Annotated in this window: 23 protein-coding genes; 10 read left to right on the top strand and 13 right to left on the bottom strand. The window is 54.3% G+C overall.

Annotated features, from left to right (window positions below; all coding sequences use genetic code 11):
- Positions 1-23 precede the first annotated feature (23 nt).
- From IM267_RS03575 to yciH, 4 genes are all read left to right on the top strand, one after another.
- Positions 24-332 (top strand): LapA family protein, encoded by a 309-nt coding sequence (locus tag IM267_RS03575; RefSeq protein ID WP_006810839.1) that lies wholly within the window; start codon positions 24-26, stop codon positions 330-332.
- Positions 333-338: 6 nt separating this feature from the next.
- Positions 339-1,508 (top strand): lipopolysaccharide assembly protein LapB, encoded by a 1,170-nt coding sequence (lapB, locus tag IM267_RS03570; protein WP_193032784.1) that lies wholly within the window; start codon positions 339-341, stop codon positions 1,506-1,508.
- Between the two features lie 184 nt (positions 1,509-1,692).
- A complete protein-coding gene (pyrF, locus tag IM267_RS03565; protein WP_193032782.1) occupies positions 1,693-2,430 on the top strand; it encodes an orotidine-5'-phosphate decarboxylase in 738 nt (245 codons plus the stop codon).
- Positions 2,430-2,756, top strand: a complete 327-nt coding sequence (gene yciH, locus IM267_RS03560) for a stress response translation initiation inhibitor YciH (protein WP_193032781.1) — start codon at positions 2,430-2,432, stop codon at positions 2,754-2,756. The genes pyrF and yciH overlap by 1 nt, the downstream gene beginning before the upstream one ends.
- Before the next feature lie 104 nt (positions 2,757-2,860).
- Here the strand turns inward: yciH and osmB are convergent, their stop codons facing one another.
- From osmB to IM267_RS03525, 7 genes are all read right to left on the bottom strand, one after another.
- A complete protein-coding gene (gene osmB, locus IM267_RS03555) occupies positions 2,861-3,079 on the bottom strand; it encodes an osmotically-inducible lipoprotein OsmB (RefSeq protein ID WP_017384212.1) in 219 nt (72 codons plus the stop codon).
- Between the two features lie 262 nt (positions 3,080-3,341).
- Positions 3,342-4,094, bottom strand: coding sequence for a DNA-binding transcriptional regulator YciT (locus IM267_RS03550; protein WP_107535470.1), 753 nt, complete (start codon positions 4,092-4,094; stop codon positions 3,342-3,344).
- Positions 4,095-4,131: 37 nt separating this feature from the next.
- Positions 4,132-4,314 carry a hypothetical protein gene (locus IM267_RS03545; RefSeq protein WP_063867062.1) on the bottom strand — a complete coding sequence of 61 codons (183 nt, stop codon included), beginning with the start codon at positions 4,312-4,314 and terminating at the stop codon, positions 4,132-4,134.
- Between the two features lie 419 nt (positions 4,315-4,733).
- Entirely contained in the window at positions 4,734-6,668 is a 1,935-nt protein-coding gene (locus IM267_RS03540) for an exoribonuclease II (protein ID WP_193032780.1), read from the bottom strand.
- A gap of 88 nt (positions 6,669-6,756) precedes the next feature.
- On the bottom strand, positions 6,757-7,743 hold the full coding sequence (locus IM267_RS03535) for a CMD domain-containing protein (protein ID WP_193032778.1): 987 nt from the start codon (positions 7,741-7,743) through the stop codon (positions 6,757-6,759).
- Between the two features lie 153 nt (positions 7,744-7,896).
- A complete protein-coding gene (gene fabI, locus IM267_RS03530; RefSeq protein WP_003856831.1) occupies positions 7,897-8,685 on the bottom strand; it encodes an enoyl-ACP reductase FabI in 789 nt (262 codons plus the stop codon).
- 260 nt (positions 8,686-8,945) lie between these two features.
- The gene (locus IM267_RS03525; protein ID WP_193032805.1) at positions 8,946-9,362 is read right to left on the bottom strand and encodes a RidA family protein; all 417 of its coding nucleotides are present in this window, start codon (positions 9,360-9,362) and stop codon (positions 8,946-8,948) included.
- 131 nt (positions 9,363-9,493) lie between these two features.
- Here IM267_RS03525 and IM267_RS03520 point away from each other — a divergent pair, with 131 nt between their 5' ends.
- Complete coding sequence (locus tag IM267_RS03520) at positions 9,494-10,084, top strand: TetR/AcrR family transcriptional regulator (RefSeq protein WP_193032776.1); 591 nt, start codon at positions 9,494-9,496, stop codon at positions 10,082-10,084.
- Here IM267_RS03520 and sapF read toward each other — a convergent pair.
- The 6 genes from sapF to pspF all read right to left on the bottom strand — a co-directional run bounded on the left by sapF (position 10,081) and on the right by pspF (position 16,441).
- On the bottom strand, positions 10,081-10,887 hold the full coding sequence (gene sapF, locus IM267_RS03515; RefSeq protein WP_003856838.1) for a putrescine export ABC transporter ATP-binding protein SapF: 807 nt from the start codon (positions 10,885-10,887) through the stop codon (positions 10,081-10,083). The two genes, IM267_RS03520 and sapF, sit on opposite strands and share 4 nt — an antisense overlap.
- A 1-nt stretch (position 10,888) precedes the next feature.
- The gene (sapD, locus tag IM267_RS03510; protein ID WP_063866571.1) at positions 10,889-11,881 is read right to left on the bottom strand and encodes a putrescine export ABC transporter ATP-binding protein SapD; all 993 of its coding nucleotides are present in this window, start codon (positions 11,879-11,881) and stop codon (positions 10,889-10,891) included.
- Positions 11,881-12,771, bottom strand: a complete 891-nt coding sequence (gene sapC, locus IM267_RS03505; protein ID WP_063452289.1) for a putrescine export ABC transporter permease SapC — start codon at positions 12,769-12,771, stop codon at positions 11,881-11,883. Before sapC ends, sapD begins: the two co-directional genes overlap by 1 nt.
- Entirely contained in the window at positions 12,758-13,723 is a 966-nt protein-coding gene (sapB, locus tag IM267_RS03500) for a putrescine export ABC transporter permease SapB (RefSeq protein ID WP_063452290.1), read from the bottom strand. Before sapB ends, sapC begins: the two co-directional genes overlap by 14 nt.
- On the bottom strand, positions 13,720-15,360 hold the full coding sequence (gene sapA, locus IM267_RS03495) for an ABC transporter substrate-binding protein SapA (RefSeq protein ID WP_193032774.1): 1,641 nt from the start codon (positions 15,358-15,360) through the stop codon (positions 13,720-13,722). The genes sapB and sapA overlap by 4 nt, the downstream gene beginning before the upstream one ends.
- An 88-nt stretch (positions 15,361-15,448) precedes the next feature.
- Positions 15,449-16,441 carry a phage shock protein operon transcriptional activator gene (pspF, locus tag IM267_RS03490; protein ID WP_193032772.1) on the bottom strand — a complete coding sequence of 331 codons (993 nt, stop codon included), beginning with the start codon at positions 16,439-16,441 and terminating at the stop codon, positions 15,449-15,451.
- A 151-nt stretch (positions 16,442-16,592) separates the two neighbouring features.
- Here pspF and pspA point away from each other — a divergent pair, with 151 nt between their 5' ends.
- From pspA to IM267_RS03465, 5 genes are all read left to right on the top strand, one after another.
- Positions 16,593-17,261, top strand: coding sequence for a phage shock protein PspA (gene pspA, locus IM267_RS03485; protein ID WP_063452293.1), 669 nt, complete (start codon positions 16,593-16,595; stop codon positions 17,259-17,261).
- A gap of 49 nt (positions 17,262-17,310) precedes the next feature.
- Positions 17,311-17,535 (top strand): envelope stress response membrane protein PspB, encoded by a 225-nt coding sequence (pspB, locus tag IM267_RS03480; RefSeq protein WP_063452294.1) that lies wholly within the window; start codon positions 17,311-17,313, stop codon positions 17,533-17,535.
- Positions 17,535-17,894: an envelope stress response membrane protein PspC gene (gene pspC / locus IM267_RS03475; protein ID WP_063452295.1), complete on the top strand. Its 360-nt coding sequence runs from the start codon at positions 17,535-17,537 to the stop codon at positions 17,892-17,894. Before pspB ends, pspC begins: the two co-directional genes overlap by 1 nt.
- Before the next feature lie 12 nt (positions 17,895-17,906).
- A complete protein-coding gene (gene pspD, locus IM267_RS03470) occupies positions 17,907-18,131 on the top strand; it encodes a phage shock protein PspD (RefSeq protein WP_063866575.1) in 225 nt (74 codons plus the stop codon).
- 184 nt (positions 18,132-18,315) lie between these two features.
- On the top strand, positions 18,316-20,013 hold the full coding sequence (locus tag IM267_RS03465; RefSeq protein WP_193032770.1) for a sugar phosphorylase: 1,698 nt from the start codon (positions 18,316-18,318) through the stop codon (positions 20,011-20,013).
- Positions 20,014-20,022 lie beyond the last annotated feature (9 nt).

The following is a 20,022-nucleotide window of genomic DNA, read 5'->3' as shown; positions in this document are numbered from 1 at the left end:
CGAACCACATAACGGGAAGTCATGTGAAATATTTACTCATTTTCTTACTGGTACTGGCGATTTTTGTCATTTCAGTCACATTGGGCGCGCAAAACGATCAACAGGTCAGTTTCAACTATCTGCTGGCGCAGGGCGAGTACCGGGTGTCGAGCCTGCTGGCCGTGTTGTTCGCAGCGGGTTTTGTCATTGGCTGGCTCGTATGCGGCCTGTTCTGGCTTAAGGTTCGTGTTTCTCTTGTTCGCGCTGAACGTAAAATTAAACGACTTGAACATCAACTTACGCCTGCGACTGACATTCCGGCGAGCTCTGGTGTGCCGGTAGTCAAGGAATAATCGAATATGCTGGAGTTGTTGTTTCTGCTTTTGCCTGTCGCCGCAGCCTATGGCTGGTATATGGGCCGCAGAAGCGCGCAACAAACAAAACAGGATGAAGCAAACCGACTCTCCCGTGACTACGTTGCGGGGGTGAACTTCCTGCTGAGTAATCAGCAGGATAAAGCGGTCGATCTGTTCCTCGACATGCTCAAAGAGGATACCGGCACCGTAGAGGCGCATCTCACCCTGGGAAACCTGTTCCGCTCGCGCGGAGAGGTTGACCGTGCCATCCGTATCCACCAGACCCTGATGGAAAGCGCGTCGTTGACCTATGAGCAACGGTTGCTGGCCGTGCAGCAGTTGGGCAGAGATTACATGGCGGCGGGGCTTTACGATCGCGCTGAAGACATGTTCTCCCAGCTGGTGGATGAGACCGATTTCCGTATCGGTGCGCTTCAGCAGCTTCTGCAAATCTACCAGGCTACCAGCGACTGGCAAAAAGCGATTGATACCGCTGAACGGCTGGTCAAACTCGGCAAAGACAAACAGCGCGTTGAGATTGCCCACTTTTACTGCGAACTGGCCCTTCAGCAAATGGGTAGCGATGACATGGATAAAGCCATGGCATTGCTCAAGAAAGGCGCCGCGGCCGATCGCAACAGCGCCCGCATCTCGATCATGATGGGGCGGGTCTTAATGGCAAACGGTGACTACGCTAAAGCGGTGGAAAGCCTGCTTCGCGTTATCGATCAGGACAAAGAGCTGGTCAGCGAAACGCTGGAAATGCTGCAAACCTGCTATCAGCAGTTAGGTAAGCAGGATGAATGGGTTGCGTTTTTGCGCCGCTGCGTTGAAGAGAACACCGGGGCTACCGCCGAGCTTATGCTGTCCGACGTCGTCGAACAGCACGAAGGGAGTGATACCGCCCAGGTGTATATTACCCGTCAGTTGCAGCGCCATCCGACGATGCGCGTCTTCCACAAGCTGATGGATTACCACCTTAACGATGCAGAAGAAGGGCGCGCTAAAGAGAGCCTGATGGTGCTGCGAGACATGGTGGGCGAGCAGGTGCGGAGTAAACCGCGCTATCGCTGCCAGAAATGTGGCTTTACCGCTTACTCGCTCTACTGGCATTGCCCTTCATGCCGTGCGTGGTCCACCATTAAGCCAATCCGTGGTCTGGACGGGCAGTGATTTTTTAAAACACCTGATTTTAGTTACAACATACTAATAACTGAATTCATGCCGTCAGCACCGTGCGGTCTGTGGTTCAGCAGGAAAAGCATTCGATTCTGTTCATTTATGCCGATGGCAGGTAGAATGCACGCCGTTTATCTGTTCCGCGCCGCTGTGCGCCCATAGACGAAAAGGGCTGGTCATGACGTCTGTTACTTCCTCCACTTCCCGCATAGTTACCGATTCTCCCGTTGTTGTTGCTCTGGATTACAATAACCGTGATGCCGCACTGGCCTTTGTTGATGGTATTGATCCCCGTGATTGCCGTCTGAAAGTCGGCAAAGAGATGTTTACGCTGTTCGGCCCGCAAATCGTTCGCGATCTGCACCAGCGTGGTTTCGACGTTTTCCTCGACCTGAAATTTCACGATATTCCTAATACCACTGCGCACGCCGTTGCTGCGGCGGCTGAACTGGGAGTGTGGATGGTTAACGTTCATGCTTCCGGCGGGGCACGGATGATGACAGCGGCGCGCGAAGCGCTGATGCCGTTTGGCAATGACGCACCGCTTCTGATCGCCGTCACCGTCCTGACCAGTATGGATGAATCCGACCTGCGCGACCTGGGTGTGACATTGTCACCTGCCGAACATGCAGAGCGTCTCGCTCGCCTCACGCAACAATGTGGGCTAGATGGGGTGGTCTGTTCCGCTCAGGAGGCGGTCCGCTTCAAAACTGAGTTAGGCCGCGACTTTAAGCTGGTGACGCCGGGTATTCGTCCGGTGGGCAGTGAGTCAGGAGATCAGCGACGCATCATGACGCCAGAGCAGGCGCTGAGCGCGGGCGTAGACTATATGGTGATTGGTCGCCCGGTGACGCAATCTGCTCATCCGGCAGAGACCCTGAAAGCGATTAATGCATCACTGAAAAAGGGGGCATAATGCGTGACGCCAACAGTCGTCTGGTCTATTCAACGGATACCGGGCGCATCGAAGAGCCAAAAGAAAAAGCGGAACGCCCGAAAGGCGACGGCATCGCGCGGATCCAGCGCCAGACCAGCGGCAGAAAGGGTAAAGGCGTTTGCCTGGTTACCGGCGTCGATCTGGATGATGCAGAGCTGGTAAAACTCGCCGCTGAGCTTAAAAAGAAATGCGGATGCGGTGGGGCAGTGAAAGACGGCATTATTGAAATTCAGGGCGATAAACGCGATTTAATTAAATCGCTGCTGGAAGCCAAAGGCATGAAAGTCAAACTGGCGGGCGGCTAAAATAAATGAGCCACGGACATTGCCGTGGCTCTTTTTTTTACGTGCGTAAGTCAGACCTGAAAATACAAAATATATTATTATACCGGTGAGAACCGTTATGGTGATTATTTGCCCACCTGGTGACCGATAACACCACCTACGGCAGCACCACCCAACGTACCCAGCGTACTACCATCCGTTAACACTGCACCACCAAGCGCACCAGCACCGGCACCAATTGCGGTGTTACGGTCACGTTTAGACCAGTTAGAGCAGGCGCTCAGGGACATTGCTACAGTGATTGCCAGAACAGCGGCGGCTAATTTTTTGCTGGTAAAGGTCATAATACTTTCTCCTGAATTATCGATTCACGGAAAGGAATGCATATTAAGTATAGACAATATTCATACCTAAATTCTGTTTCCGTGAAAGCTGGTCGCGCAGGCGTTTCATCATCACGCAGGTGATAGTCACTTCCTGTTATATCGCTAATATTAATTTTACGTATTTAGAAAGGTTTCAACAGGTAAAAACTCTTAAAGGAGGGATCGGAATAATCTCAGAGAAAGGTTTAAGTGCGCCCTTTATTCGGGCGCAGCAGGATAATCAGGCCGTTTTTTTCACAATATCGACAGTCAGGCCGTCCTGTTCTAATTGCTGGCGGTATTCCTCGCGCAAACGCTCATCCGTAATTACGCGGCTGAAGCGCGAAGCAGGCCCCATCGTATACGGGTGTACGGCGCCAAACTTAGAGCTGTCGGTCAGCACAATCGCTTCACACTCTTTGGCGAGCACGGCGTTAACCACATCGGAGCGCATCATGTCGCGGCCGGTAAAACCGGTGTCAGGCTGCCAGCCGTCAATACCAATAAAGGCTTTGCTGAAGTGAACCTGCTGAACGTATTGACGCGTTAAAGGCCCGACCATGCTTTCGCTTTTCTTCTGGTAAATACCGCCCAGCAGGATCACCTCGCAGCGAGTTTCCTTCAACAGGTGGGCGATATAGCTGCTGACGGTGATGATGGTAATATCTTTTTGATCGGCAAGCGTGCGTGCCAGAAGGGCGTTACTGCTGCCATTTTCAATAAAGACGGTCTCACCGTTATTCACTAAGGATGCCGCAAACTCCGCCAGCTCCCGCTTGAGCGCATAATTGTTCATCATACGGGTTTCGACGTCGTCACTGTCCAGTGGAACGGCATAACCGTGCGCACGACGCAGGTAGCTCTGTTTTTCCAGAAGATTCAGATCCTGACGGATGGTGACTTCAGAAACGCCGGTGGCTTTAGCGAGATCGACCACGCTAACGCGTCCCTGATCGATCACCATCTGCAAAATGATTTGTTGTCGGGAATTCATAGCATCCATTTAAAAGACAAAGGCGGAAAAGACGTGGTTACACTTCCCACGGGGCTTTTGGTTGAGTGGAGTCTGGTGCGTTATCGGCGCCGTTCTCAGCCAGCAGTTCAGACTTGAGGATCTCAAGATTACGGATAGCAGAGTGATAATCGCCCGCGACAAGAATATCCAGCACGGTATCGATACGCTGTGCCACGGCTGCTGCATCAATGTTAGACATAAGCTCACCCTGAAGCGAAAAGTTAATATTATCAATGATGCAGAAAATTGATTCAAAAGAGAAGGTAAAAAATGCAATAACCAAATTCGTTAAATGAAAGTGAGAAATGTAAATCCCGCAGGCTGCGGGTTCCAGGGGGTGATGAGTCTAAAACGGCGCTAACGGGCATTCCTGGCCTGATAGCGCTTTAGCCATCGTTCTAATTCGGCAGCAGGCATGGCTGAGCAAAAAGATAACCCTGCCGTTCGTTGACGCCGTTCTTCGTCAGAAAGGTGTCTTCTTTCGCGCTCTCCACCCCGCGGTATACATGGCGGTGGAATACTGAAAAGTGTGAGTAAAAACGATGATTTTGCGGGAGATAGTACGGGAGAGAAGTATCGGCCATCCGTTCAGAAGATGGCCGATATTCCAGGTGATTATCAGACGACAGGGCGCGCGATAATGCTGCGGGTTTCCATGCGAACTTCAGCGATGGTGACATCAATCACGTCAGTGACCTTGTAAACCGTTTCGCCTTTAATTTGCACTGTCCCGTTTTCCTGGCTGCAAACCAGCTCGTCGCGAACGGCATGCAGGAACGGGGCAGGGATAAAGGCTACGGCGCCATTATCCACCAGACGTACGCGCATACCGCCTCGGCTGATGTCGATAATTTCAGCCGGGAAACGGGTGTCAGTTCCTGCCTTATCATTCAGGAAGCGCGCGTATAACCAGTCACCGACATCACGCTCCGCCATACGGTTCAGACGGCGACGCTCTGCCATCTGCAACGTCGTATCATCCTGTGGGCGGGCAACGGATTCCCCTTTAACGATCGCTTTCAGCAGACGATGGTTAACCATGTCGCCGTACTTACGGATCGGGGAGGTCCAGGTGGCGTACGCCTCAAGACCGAGACCAAAGTGCGGGCCTGGCTCGGTGCTGATTTCCGCGAAGGACTGGAAACGGCGAATACGGCTGTCAAGGAACCCTGACGGCTGCGCGTCCAGCTCGCGGCGCAGTTTGCAAAAACCTTGCAGGGTCAGCACTTCCTCAGGATCAACGTGTACGTCATGGGTTTTCAGCAGGGCAGCCAGCGCTTCGGTGTTCGCCGGATCGAACCCGGTGTGCACGTTGTAAATGCCGAAGCCTAATTTGTCGCGCAGCACGCGTGCGGCACAAATGTTGGCGGAAATCATCGCTTCTTCAACGATGCGGTTGGCAATACGGCGTGGCTCAGCGACGATGTTCAGCACTTCGCCTTTTTCACCCAGCACGAAACGATAGTCTGGGCGATCTTTGAAGACCAGCGCGTGGGTCTGACGCCATTCGCTGCGGCTCAGGCAGACGCGGTGCAGCAGGCGAATTTGCGCGGCGATATTCTCAGAGTCAGGTGTCCAGTTACCGGTGTTCTCCAGCCAGTTGGAGACGTTGTCATAGGCCAGCTTGGCTTTGGATTCGATGGTGGCGGCGAAGAATTCGATATCTTCTTCAATGGTGCCGTCAGCCGCGATGGTCATGCGGCACGCCAGTACCGGACGCACTTCATGGGGACGCAGGGAGCAGAGGTCGTCGGAAAGTTCGCGCGGCAGCATCGGGATGTTGAAGCCCGGCAGGTAGTTGGTGAACGAACGCACTTTGGCCATTTCGTCCAGCTTGCTGCCTTCGACAATCCATGCGGTAGGGTCGGCGATGGCAACGGTCAGATGCAGTTTGCCATCCGCGGCTTCTTCCGCGTACAGCGCGTCGTCCATATCCTCGGTGCTGGCGCTGTCGATGGTGACAAAGTCCAGCCCGGTCAGATCGCGACGCTCCAGGCCCTCGTCCTGCATTTCTGTCGCCACGCCATCCGGCGCTTCTTTTTCCAGGTTATGGCGCGCCAGCGTCACCCACCACGGCACGAAGTGGTCGTCGCCAAAGGTGATGAACTGGGTCAGTTCGGCGTAAAAGCCGCGATCGCCTTTTAACGGATGACGGCGCATCTCAGCAACGGCCCAGTCACCCTCTACGAAATCATGCTCAACGCCACGCGCGGCGCGGCACGGAATAGCCTCTTTCAGGAGAGGATGATCCGGCACGATAGAGAGACGATCGTCTTTTTTATGCACTTTCCCGACAAAGCGGGTCAGGAACGGTTCGATCAGTGCTTCCGGCTCGGCAGACTCTCGTTCCTTTTCGGTATGAATAACGGCCGAAATGCGGTCGCCATGCATCACTTTCTTCATCTGAGGAGGCGGAATGAAGTAGCTCTTTTGTCCGTCAACTTCCAGAAAGCCAAAGCCCTTTTCCGTGGCTTTTACGACCCCTTCTGCACGCGGCGTCTGGGAATGCAGTTGCTGTTTAAGCTGCGCAAGCAGCGGGTTGTCCTGAAACATAATGTTCTATTTTCGTAGCCATTGAGCGGCTGACAGTTTTACGCGATTCTCACTGCTACAGCAAGCGCTCTTTAGGTAAAGAGTACGGTTATTCCTCTCTGCCGAGCGCCACGCGCAGGCGGTCCAGCCAGCCGTAAAACGCGTGACGGGTGAGCAAATTAATGGCGGTTTCTGGCGGGATACCCGACTCGGTCAGGGGTGTTAACTGGGCGGCGCTAAAGCGATCCGGCGAAGCGGCGAGCAGCGTATGGGCGGCTGAGAGCATCGAAGAGGAGGGGTCTTCGCTTTGCGGATGGTTAACCAGAATGTCGCCCGTCAGATTAAGCAGCATCGGTTCATGGCACAGCACCGGCGTGAGCGCCTGTAGCGCCGGTTCCGCCTGCCAGCGTGAAAGTGCCTCAAGCTGAAGCGCGCTGGCATATTTTAGTTCAACCGCGGGTAGCGTGGCGGCCCATCTGCGGAAGCTGACCGGTAGCGTATGGGGCTGAATGTGGTGTCCGGGCAGCCAGCGTACCGGATGGCCGAGCAGCGCCTGAAACACCGCAACTACGCGTGCCTGAAAACCGATAAAACCGATGATCTGGTTGATAAGCACAATGTCATACGTCGTGAGTCCAACCTCATCAAGCTGGTATTGGGCTTTATCGTCGATGACATCGGGCGAGCTGGCTAACTGGCGGGCATACTGGGTGATTTCTGCAAGGCGTCGATTGCTTTCCCGGGAAGAGTCGGGGCCCGGAAGGGGGGCGAGCAGCGCCGCGTAGTGGTTACAGAGCCGCTGGACGCCACACGCCTGCGCAACCGTTAAGGCCGTACTCAGCCTGTCGTAGGCGCTAAGCGTGTGCAGACGGTTGACAGGAGTATCAAGCGGGAACAGGAGGTGACAGAGAGCTCGGGCAGGCGTGAGCCAGCCAGCGCAGCTTGCGAGGATCTCATCAGGCAGGGCTAAATCGAGCAAAAAACGATCGTCGACGTTAGCGGCTTCAGGCACCAGCGGCAGAACATCCGTCTGCGAATGATTCGACTGGGTTTCATGATACCAGTGGCCTTTGCCGGAAAAACGGCGTTGTTCCATGGGCGTTCCTTGATCTCAAAATGGCGATCAATATCCTGGCGTAAGGCGGATGAGGGGAAAAATATTGTTAGGTGATAACAAATAGCAGAACGGAATAACGACGTGCGGGGAGGGGAGAAAACTCTCTTCCCAGGCGGGAAGAGAGTTACAGGCTTATTTGATTTCCAGCTCGTTCATTGCAGCGATGTTGAAGCCGCCGTCAACGTGAACCACTTCGCCGGAGATACCCGCGGAAAGGTCAGAGCACAGGAATGCCGCAGAGTTACCCACATCTTCAATGGTAACGGTACGACGAATCGGGGTAACCGCTTCGCAGTGTGCCAGCATTTTACGGAAATCTTTGATGCCGGAAGCGGCCAGGGTACGGATTGGACCCGCAGAAATGGCGTTAACACGCACGCCTTCAGGACCCATTGCGTTCGCCATGTAGCGTACGTTGGCTTCCAGAGACGCTTTCGCCAGACCCATCACGTTGTAGTTAGGGATAGCACGTTCTGCGCCCAGGTAGGACAGGGTCAGCAGGGCTGCGCCCGGGTTCAGCATTGCGCGGCAGGATTTTGCCATCGCAACAAAGCTGTAAGAGCTGATGTCGTGCGCGATTTTGAAGCCATCACGGGTAACCGCGTTCACGTAGTCGCCGTCCAGCTGGTCGCCTGGAGCGAAGCCGATGGAGTGAACAAAACCGTCGAATTTCGGCCATGCTTTTGCCAGTTCAGCAAACATGCCATCAATGCTTTCGTCTTGTGCAACGTCACATTCCAGAACAATGCTGGAACCCAGCTGCGCGGCAAATTCTTCAACACGGCCTTTCAGCTTGTCGTTCTGGTAGGTGAACGCCAGCTCAGCGCCTTCGCGATGCATAGCCTGTGCGATGCCGTATGCGATGGACAGTTTGCTGGCAACGCCAGTCACCAGAATGCGCTTACCGGAAAGAAAACCCATAGCTTTAATCCTTATATTCATTGCTTGTTTTGCCTTGTAATTCATAGCGTTACAGGCAGTATTTCAAAATCATTCGAAATTAGCTCGAAATTATAGCCCACTCACAGCCCCTTGTGTCACGATATTTCTCGCTTCAGGGCGTTGACTGGGCTCATGGAAGACGTTGAACTGACGCTTCATCAGGCTGTTTCGTGCGTATTCCAGCAGTATATCACCGGGTGCTGGGTTCGCCTCATCCAACCAGAAGCTGGCCTTCACGCTTACAGGGGCGGATATTCATTCGCTGGCGAGGGGATTCGGGCAATAACCTTAATTTCAAAATCAAATCCGGCCAGCCAGTTAACGCCGATAGCCGTCCAGTTGGGGTAAGGAGGCTGCGGAAACGCCCGTTTTTTCGCCTCCATGATGACGGGGAACTGATTTTCAGGATCGGTATGAAACGTCGTGATATCAATCAGATCGTCAAACGTGCATCCTGCGGCGGCCAGAGTCGCCTGTAAATTATCGAATGCGAGTTGCACCTGAGCGGCGAAGTCAGGTTCAGGCGTGCCATCGCTGCGGCTGCCGACCTGACCGGAAACAAATAACAGATCGCCAGAGCGAATGGCAGCCGAATAGCCATGCTCCTCATAAAGGGCATGTCGACTGGCAGGGAAGACAGGATTACGTGGAGGCATGGTATTTCCTTTTCTGTCAAAGGTGTTGTTGTGGTTACGCAAGAGAAGTAACATACGCGATGTATGTGAAAAAATGTAATTCACATACGCCTCGTATGTCAAATTTAAATACCGCTTTTATAGGAAGTTCTATGGCTACGAAACGTCGTGCTGAAACGGCTCAGGAAAATCGCGAAAAAATGATTCAGGCGGCGCGGAAGGCTTTTGCTGAAAAAGGCTATGCCGCAGCGTCGATGGATGAACTGACGGCAAGCGTGGGGTTAACGCGCGGCGCGCTGTATCATAATTTTACCGATAAGAAAGGATTACTGGCGGCGGTAGTCGCGCAGATAGACAGCGAAATGGCGGCCAACGCGAAAGCCATTGCCGCAGCCGCAGACGATGACTGGGAGCGCCTTCTGGCGGAAGGTATCGCCTACATCAACATGGCGCTCGTTCCGGAAGTTCAGCGCATCGTGCTGCTTGACGGCCCGGCCGTTCTGGGCGATCCGGCGCAATGGCCCAGCCAGAACAGCTGTCTTGAGTCGACCCGTCAGACCATCGAAACATTAATCGAACGCAACGTGCTTAAAAAAATGGATGCAAAAGTCGCAGCCCATTTGCTAAACGGCGCTGCGCTGAATGCTGCTTTGATGATTGCCGCGAGCGATGAGCCGCAGAAGGCGCTGCCGCATGCTATTGAGGTGTTTACTCTGCTGGCAAGCGGGTTACGCAACGGCTAACGATCTTTCCGCCACGCGTCCGCCGTCAACGCTTCACCAAAGTGTCCGGCAATCAGGCGTTTTGTCAGGTCGTGGAGCGGGGAGGCCAGCACGTCAGCGGTACTGCCGCGCTCAACCACTTCACCCTGGTGCATCACCAGCACCTGATCGCTGATGTGCTTCATCATGCCCAGGTGCTGAGTTACGTAGATATACGAGATCCCCTGCTTTTCCTGTAGCTCCAGCATCAGGTTGATGAGTTGCGAACGCATCGACATATCCAGCGACGCCAGCGCTTCGTCGGCGATAATCACCTTCGGGCGCAGGATCAGCGCGCGGGCCAGACCGAGACGCTGCTTTTGGCCCGGAGCCAGCATGTGGGGGTAATAGCTCACGTGGTCGGGCAGGAGTCCTACCAGACGCAGTGTTTCGACAATGCGCTTGCGACGCGCTTCCGGCTCCAGGTCGGTATTCAACCGCAGCGGGAAGTCCAGGATCTGGGAAATACGCTGGCGCGGGTTGAGGGACGTCGACGGATCCTGAAATATCATCCGGATGCGCTGACTGCGGAAAGAGTAGTCACCAAATTCCAGAGGGTGATCGTCAATCAGTATTTCACCGCCGCTCGGCTCTACCATGCCCGCGAGCATTTTTGCGAGGGTCGATTTGCCAGAACCATTTTCACCGATAATCGCCAGCGTCTGCTTTTCGCGCAGCGTGAAGCTCAGCGGTTTAACCGCCTCGACGGTCTGACGGTGAAACAGCCCTGTACGATAGCGAAAGGTCTTACTCAGGTTACGCACTTCCAGTAAGGTTTCGACCATTTCACTCTCTCTCCATGTTCAGCGGGAAATGACAGGCAAACAGATGGTTTTTCGGCCCTGTCAGGCGCGGTGTTTCAATACATTTACGCTGAGCATACGGGCAACGCGGACCCAAACGGCAGCCAATGGGCAGCGACTCCAGCAGGGGGATCGCGCCGGGCAGGGTATTCAGACGGCTCTTGTGCGGCATCGCGCTGCCAAAGTCAGGGATCGCCCGAATCAGCGCCTGCGTGTAGGGATGATGCGGCGTCGTCACCAGGTCTTCACTTGGCGCGGTTTCTACCGTTTGTCCACAGTACATCACGTCAATTTTATCCGCCCACTTGCTGAGCATTTGCAGGTCATGGCTGATCAGCAAAATGGTGGTGTTGTTATTCTGATTCAGACGCGTAAGCAGGCGGAAAATCTGCGCCTGGGTCGTTGGCTCCATCGCGTTCGTGGGTTCATCCGCAATCAGCAGACGCGGCTGATTGGCCAGGGCGATAGCTATCATCACTTTCTGGCATTCTCCGTCGGTCAGCTCATACGGAAAGCTGCGCATTGCGTCTTTATGATCTTTGATCCCGACGCGGTGCAATAGCTCAACGGCACGGCGCTTACGCCAGCCGAAACGCTGCCACCAGCGGCCTTTATAGGTCCAGCCGGGGATGTTCTGCATCAGCTGTTTGCCCACGCGCTCGGACGGGTCAAGACAGGATTGCGGCTCCTGAAAAATCATCGAGACGTTATGGCCCACCAGCTTGCGGCGTTCTCGCGGTGAGAGACGCAACAGATCGATGTCGTCGAAGCGCATACGGTCGGCGGTGACGCGCCAGTTGTCTTTCGACACGCCGCAAATGGCTTTGGCGATCAGGCTTTTACCTGAACCCGATTCGCCCACCAGACCGCGGATTTCGCCTTCTGCAAGGGTAATGCTGATGCGATCCACGGCTTTAACCCAGCCTTCACCCGTTTTGATTTCGATGGTGAGGTTGCGGATATCAAGTAACGGCATTATTGCACCCCCGCATTGATTGCGCGGCGGATCCCGTCGCCCAGCAGATTGATAAGCAGAACGCTCACCATAATGGCCGCGCCCGGCAGCATGACCGTCCACGGCGCAACGTAAATCAGCTCCAGCGCATCGCCGAGCATAGCGCCCCATTCCGGAGAAGGGAGCTGCGCGCCCAGGTCAAGGAAGCCCAGCGCCGCGATATCCAGAATCGCCATCGACAGGGCGCGGGTGATCTCCGTCACCAGCCCGGCGGCAATATTAGGCAGCACGGCAAACCACAGAATATTGAACGTAGTGGCACCGTCCAGACGGGCGGCGACGACATACTCTTTCTCCAGTTCGTCATGAACCAGGCTGTAAACCGAGCGCACCATACGCGGCAGAATCGCCAGCCAGACGGCAAACATCGCGTGCGTCAGGTGCGGCCCCGCGAAGGCCACGACGATAATCGCCAGCAGCAGCGAAGGAATAGAGAGCAGGGTATCCAGAATATGGTTAAGCACGGCTGACCGCAGCCCGTGGGTTGATCCGGCAAAAATACCCAGCGCCAGGCCGCAGATCGCCGCGGCAAGCGTCACCACAAATGCGCCGCCCACCGTGGGGGCCGCGCCGCTCAGCAGACGGCTTAGCACGTCGCGTCCGAGATCGTCAGTGCCTAGGAAGAAAGAAACCTCCCCGTAGCGCGACCATGACGGCGGTAAAAGCTGGTAACCAAGGAACTGTTGATCGATGCCATACGGCGCAAACCACGAACCCAAAACGCACAGCAACACGAGGCCAATGCAGCCGTAAAAGCCGATCATTGCCGTGGTGTCGCCGTAAAAATTACGCCACACGGTACGTAGCGCACCGGGCGTGCGCTTTTCGCTGTAGACGTTATCGTAAGGCATACCATTCCTTATGCTTCAACGGGTTGGCCATGGCACCCAAAATATCGGAAACAACGTTAACAATAATAACCAGTGAGCCAATCACCATCACGCCGGCGGAGATAGCCGCATAGTCCTGCTGGCGAATCGCGTTGATCATCCAGCGCCCAAGGCCCGGCCAGCTGAAGACCATCTCGGTGATCATCGCCAGCGTCAGCATGGTTGAGAATTGCAGCCCAAGACGGGGGATCACCGGCGGCAATGCATTGTGCAGCACGTGGCGGCGCAAAATCGTCAGACGAGACAGTCCGCGCGTGGCCGCGGCTTTAACATAGTTTTGCTCGAAGACTTCGATGGTGCTGATACGCATCAGGCGGATCACTTCTGTCGTGGGCGCGACGGCCAGCGTGAGCACCGGCAGCACCATGTGGCGCAACGCGCTTACGATCATTTCGTCGCGCCAGACCGAATCAGAAAGCCAGGCGTCAACGATGGCGAAGCCGCTCACCGTTTGCACGTTATACAGCAGATCAAAACGCCCCGACACCGGCAACCAGCCCAGCGTCAATGAGAAGAAGAGGGTTAGCAGCAGCGCCAGCCAGAAGACTGGGATGGAGAAGCCAATTAAGGCAAGCGCGCTGATGAATTTATCCTGCCATTTATTGCGATAAATTCCCGCCAGCATCCCCACCGGGATCCCCACCATAAGGGCAAAGCCGAAGGCGAGTATACACAGCTCCATGGTGGCCGGGAACACCACCTTAAGCTGCTCGGAGATGAGCTGTCCGTTGATGCTGGACACGCCGAAATCCCAGTGCAGCAGGCCGTTAAACCAGAACAGCCAGGCGTCCCAGAGGGATGAGCCCTGAAGCGGAGCGTGCGGCGTAAAGTAGCTAAGGCTAAAGCCGACAAAGGTCAGCAAGAACAGGGTGACCAGCAGTAACAGCAGCCGACGCAAGGTAAAAATAATCATGGCTTTTTCACCTCTTGCTCTTTCTCACGGGTCACGCCCGCGAAGGAGGCGTTACCAAACGGGCTGAGTACCAGACCTTTAATATCGTAACGGTAGGCCTGAAGGCGCAGGGATGAGGCAAGTGGCAATACGGGCAACTCTCTGGCCAGAATATTTTGCGCCTCATCGTAGGCTTCAATGCGTGACGCGAGCTGCTGGGACGCCAGCGCTTTTTGCAGCACGGCATCAAATTCACGGTTACACCAGTGTGCATAGTTGGTCTGGGAATTTATCGCCGCACAGCTCAGTAGCGGACGGAAGAAGCTGTCCGGATCGTTACTGTCGGTAGACCAGCCAGCCAGCGTTAAGTCGTGGTTCATGTCCATCAGCCGCGCCTCCTGGAAACGGCCTTCGACCGGAACGATGATCACCTTAACGCCCACCTGCGCCATATCTGCCTGCAACAGTTCGGCGGTTTTCAGCGGGCTGGGGTTCCACGCCTGAGAGCTGGTAGGAACCCAAAGCTGTAGCGTCAGGTTTTCTGCCCCCAGCGCTTTAAGCTGTTCGCGCGCTTTCGCGGGATTATATTCCGTGATCTTCGCCTCGCCGTCATAGGCCCATGAGGCACGCGGCAGAATCGAGGCGGCGGTTTCCGCGGTACCGTAGTAAATCGACTGCATCAGACGCTGATTGTTGATCGCTAACGCCAGCGCATGGCGCACGGCCGGATTATTCAGCGGCGGCTTATCGGTGTTAAATGCCAGATAAGCGATGTTCATTCCCGGGCGCAGGGTCAGGCGCAGGCGAGGGTCGTCGCGCAAAATCGTTAACTGGCTGGCCGCCGGCCACGCAAGGACGTCGCACTCGCCGGTCAGCAGTTTGGAGAGGCGGCCAGTTCCTCCTGAACCCAGATCAACGATAACCTGCGGCATCAGCGGTTTGCCGCGCCAGAAATTATCGTGACGTTGCAGGCGAATGTATTGTCCGGCGCGGTACTCAGCCAGCTGGAACGGCCCTGTGCCCACGGGCTCACGATCGAGGCGTTCCTGACGATCCTTTTTCGTCAGCTGATCCGCGTACTCCGCTGACATGACGGAGGCGTAGTGCGTCGCCAGGTGCCAGAGGAAGGAGGCGTCCGGGTGCGTCAGGCGAAACTCAACGGTGCGGTTATCCAGCTTGCGCACGCTTTTGACCGTGTCCGCGAATTGCAGACTGTCGAAATAGGGGAAGTTACTGCCGTTGACGTTATGCCAGGGATGATTGCGGTTGAAGATGCGCTGGAAGGTGAAAACCACGTCATCCGCGTTGAGCTTGCGGCTTGGCGTGAACCACGGGGTGTGCTGAAAAGCAACATCATCGCGTAGACGGAAGCGGTACGTTGCGCCGTTATCCATTACTTCCCAGCTTTCGGCAAGCTCCGGAACCAGCCGATAGGTATAAGGATCGACGTCGAGCAGGCGATCGTAGAGCTGTGCGGCCAGCGTATCAACAATCAGGCCGCTCCCGGCCTTTTGCGGATTAAAGGTATCAACTTGTCCGCTGACGCAATAGACGAAACCACTCTCACGGATATCAGGGGGCACAGCGCGATCGGGCGCAGCAAAGGCCAGATTGCTGAACAGACCGAGTGCAAACAGGGACGATAAAACCAGGCGCATAGTTTTTAAGGTTTTTAGATTCGATCTGCAAAGTGTATCGCACTTACGCCTGCTTCGTAAAAATGTCTGGGGGTAAGTGCTGATAATGTCAGCGCATTTGATGTTTTTTGAGCAATGCCCTTAACTGATGGTAGGTCAGACCCAGCAGTTCAGCCGCCCGTTTCTGATTATATTTCGCCTCTTTCAGGCTCTGCTCGAGCAGCTGCTGCTCCTGCTGATGCTGGAACTGGCGTAAATCGAGCGGCAACGCCGGACTCTGCTGGCGCGCCGCCGGAGCAGGGGCCTGTTTAACCTCGCGCCGAAACGGATCGAGTATAATGTTGTCCAGCTCGGACTCGCTGCTGCCATGACGGTATACGGACCGTTCCACCACGTTTTTGAGTTCACGAATATTTCCCGGCCAGTGGTAACCGAGCAGGGTCTCGGTGGCCTGTTCGCTAAAGCCCGGAAAGAGCGGCAGGCCCAGTTCCCGGCACATCTGAATGGCAAACTGATCGGCCAGCAGCATGATATCGCTACGTCGCTCCCGCAGCGGCGGCAGCTGAACGACATCAAAAGCCAGCCTGTCCAGCAGGTCAGCGCGGAATTTGTCCTCTGCCACCATCGCGGGCAGATCGGCGTTAGTGGCGCACACCAGGCGAACGTTGACCTGGAGCGGCTGACTACCGCCAACGCGTTCCAGTTCGCCATACTCTATGACGCGCAGCAGCTTTTCCTGCACCAGCATCGGCGCTGTGGCCAGCTCGTCGAGGAAAAGCGTTCCGCCATCGGCGCGCTCAAAACGGCCGGGATGGCGTTTTTGTGCGCCGGTAAAGGCTCCGGCTTCATGACCGAAAAGCTCCGTATCGAGCAGGTTTTCATTCAGTGCTGCGCAGTTAAGCGAAATAAAGGGACCGTCCCAGCGGCCAGACAGAAAGTGCAGGCGGTTAGCAATGAGTTCTTTACCGGTTCCACGTTCCCCGATGATTAGCACCGGTTTATTCAGCGGCGCGAGGCGTGACACCTGTTCAAGCACTTCCAGGAAGCTGTTCGCTTCGCCAAGCAAATTGTCTTTGTATTCAGCCATGATGAAATTAACCACTCCTTAGTGATATTCACCAGGTGAGAATAGTCTCTGGCTGGGTGAATATCAATCAGATTCAGTAAAATCAATAAGATAAAAAGTTGGCACGGGAATTGTATTTACTACACAGCAGGGCATCGCCCGATAACAGAACTATGAGGATTGAATTATGGGTATTTTTTCTCGTTTTGCCGACATCGTGAACGCCAACATCAACTCGCTGCTGGAGAAAGCGGAAGATCCGCAGAAGCTGGTGCGCCTGATGATTCAGGAAATGGAAGACACGCTGGTTGAAGTACGCTCCACCTCCGCCCGCGCGCTGGCAGAGAAAAAGCAGTTAACGCGTCGTATCGAGCAGGCGACTGCCCAGCTCAACGAGTGGCAGGAAAAAGCTGAACTGGCGCTGCGCAAAGATAAAGAAGATTTGGCCCGCGCTGCGCTGATTGAGAAGCAGAAGCTGACCGAGATGGTTGCCACGCTGGAACATGAAGTGACGCTGGTGGATGATACCCTGACCCGCATGAAGAAAGAGATCGGTGAGCTTGAAAATAAACTCAGCGAAACCCGTGCGCGTCAACAGGCGCTGGCGCTGCGCCACCAGGCTGCGAGCTCGTCCCGCGACGTGCGTCGCCAGCTGGACAGCGGCAAACTGGATGAAGCGATGGCGCGTTTCGAATCGTTCGAACGCCGTATCGACCACATGGAAGCGGAAGCCGAAAGCCACAGCATCGGTAAGCAGAAAACCCTCGATCAGCAGTTTGCTGACCTGAAAGCCGATGATGAAATTAGCGAGCAGCTGGCTGCGCTGAAAGCCAAAATGAAACAAGATAATCAATAATAATTCCTGCGGCACCTGAGCGTGCCGCATCGCAAGACAAGGAGTACACATGAGCGCGCTTTTTCTGGCAATACCCCTGACAATTTTTGTGCTGTTTGTTCTGCCCATCTGGTTATGGCTGCACTACAGCAACCGCACTTCACGCGGTGAGCTGTCGCAGAGTGAACAGCAGCGGCTGGCGCAGCTCTCTGCTGAGGCAAACAAAATGCGCGAACGTATTCAGGCGCTGGAAGCTATCCTGGATGCGGAACACCCAAACTGGAGGGAGCGTTAATGGCTGGACTGAATCTGAATAAAAAACTGTGGCGCATTCCACAGCAGGGCATGGTACGGGGCGTTTGCGCCGGGCTGGCTCACTATCTGGATGTCCCGGTAAAACTGGTGCGCGTGGTCACCGTATTGTCGATTTTCTTTGGCCTGGCCTTTATTACTCTGGTGGCTTACATCATTCTGTCGTTTGTACTCGATCCTATGCCGGACGGTGAACTGGATGCAGAGAACACGCCTACCAGCAGCGATCTCCTCAATGCGGTAGACGAGCAGCTGAGCGCAGGGGAGAAGCGATTGCGCGAGATGGAACGTTACGTCACCTCCGATACCTTTACGCTGAGAAGTCGTTTTCGTCAGCTTTAAGAGAGAACAAACATGAAACAAAACTGGCAACAGGCCGGTCAGAAGGTAAAACCCGGCCTGAAAATCGCAGGTAAACTGGTTCTGATGACGGCGTTACGTTATGGTCCGGCGGGTGTGGCTGGCTGGGCGATCAAGTCTGTTGCCCGTAAGCCGGTCAGAATGGTGCTGGCGGTCGCACTGGAGCCGCTATTAAAGAAACTGGCGAAACGCGTTTCCCGCCGCTACCTTTCACGCTAATCCCTCGCGCAAAAGCCCTTTCTCGCTCAGAGAGAGGGCATGAATATCCCCTCTGCTTTTTCTCGTTCTTTGCGGCAGCTCACATTACTGCGTTGCGCTGCTTTGAGAATGCCTTTTTCAGCCCACAGGTGCGTTGACAGATATTTTTCATGGGAGTAGATTGCCAGTCCGTGGGACCGCTACCATGGAAAATAAAGTGAACGCAAAAATTAAAAAACTCATCAATCATATTTACGGTGAATCATTTTCAGATGCACACCTGAACGTGTTATTAACGAAGCTTGAACAGGCGGCGGTTAATATTACGGAAAAGCGTAAGTCAGGCTGGGATGAAAAAGACGTTGTTCTGATTACCTATGCTAACCAGTTCTCCGCGAAAGGGGAGAAGGCATTACCGGTATTTACCCGGTTCTATAATGAATGGCTTTCTCGCACGTTTTCCCATGTCCATCTTTTACCTTTTTATCCGTGGTCGTCAGATGATGGATTTTCCGTTATCGATTATCACAACGTTGCACCTGAAACGGGTACCTGGCAGGATGTCGCGGAATTAAAACAGTCAGCCAGCTTAATGTTTGACTTCGTTTGCAACCATATGTCAGCGAAAAGCGAATGGTTTGCTCATTATCTGGCGCAGAAGCCCGGCTATGAAGATTTCTTTATTTCAGTCGACCCCGAAACCGATTTATCCGCGGTGACGCGTCCACGTGCCTTGCCGCTGCTGACGCCGTTTACGCTGCATGATGGCAGCGTTCGTCATCTGTGGACCACATTCAGTGAAGACCAGATCGACCTCAACTTCGCCTCGCCGCAGGTGCTGATTGCCATGGTGGACGTACTGCTCCATTACCTTGCAGAAGGGGCGCGTTACATCCGACTGGATGCGGTCGGTTTTATGTGGAAGATCCCTGGCACGAGCTGTATCCATCTGGAACAAACCCATTGCCTTATCCAGTTGTTCCGCGCCATTACGGATGCCGTTGCACCCGGAACGGTGATCATCACTGAGACAAATGTTCCGCACAAAGACAATATCTCTTACTTCGGTGATGGTGAAAATGAAGCCCAGATGGTCTATCAGTTCTCCTTACCTCCGCTGGTGCTGCATGCCGTTCATTGTCAGGACGTTAAAGCCCTCAGCCAGTGGGCGGGGTCGCTGGCGCTGCCTTCAACACACACCACCTGGTTTAACTTCCTGGCCTCGCATGATGGTATCGGTTTGAACCCGCTGCGCAGCATTCTTCCGGAATCAGAGATCCTCTCGCTGGTCGAGAAGCTTCAGCAGGAAGGCGCGCTGGTCAACTGGAAAAATAACCCTGATGGAACGCGAAGCCCCTACGAAATTAATGTCACCTATCTTGATGCCTTAAGTTTACAAGACAGTTCAGATGATGAGCGTATTGCCCGGTTCATCCTCGCGCATGCCGTGTTGTTAAGTTTTCCAGGTGTACCGGCCGTTTATATTCAGAGCATTCTTGGTTCGCGTAACGATTATGAAGGTGTTGAACGCCTTGGCTATAACCGCGCGATTAACCGGAAAAAATACACGGCGGGGCAGGTCGATAGCGAACTGAATAATAATAAGATTATTCGTTCTCAAATTTATTCTCGTTTGAGTGAGCTTATCGCTATTCGTCGCGGGGAAAGTGCATTCCATCCAGACAGTCAGGCTGTTTTCGACGCAGTGGGTGAACAAATTCTTAAAATTATCCGCGTTGCTGAAAATGGCGAACGTATTACAGCATTATTTAATTTTAGCAATAAAATGCAGACCGTTTATGAGCAAACGCTATCTGGTAAGGAATTACTATCAGGACAACATATTAGCGGTACGGATCTGACCCTCAATCCATGGCAGGTAATGTGGATTAAAGAAAACTAAAAAGGACCC

This window comes from Enterobacter cloacae complex sp. P15RS, assembly GCF_014895905.1.
Classification (GTDB): domain Bacteria; phylum Pseudomonadota; class Gammaproteobacteria; order Enterobacterales; family Enterobacteriaceae; genus Enterobacter; species Enterobacter quasihormaechei.
Note: the sequence above shows the minus strand (reverse complement) of the source record. Positions and strands in the feature narration are given on the sequence as shown.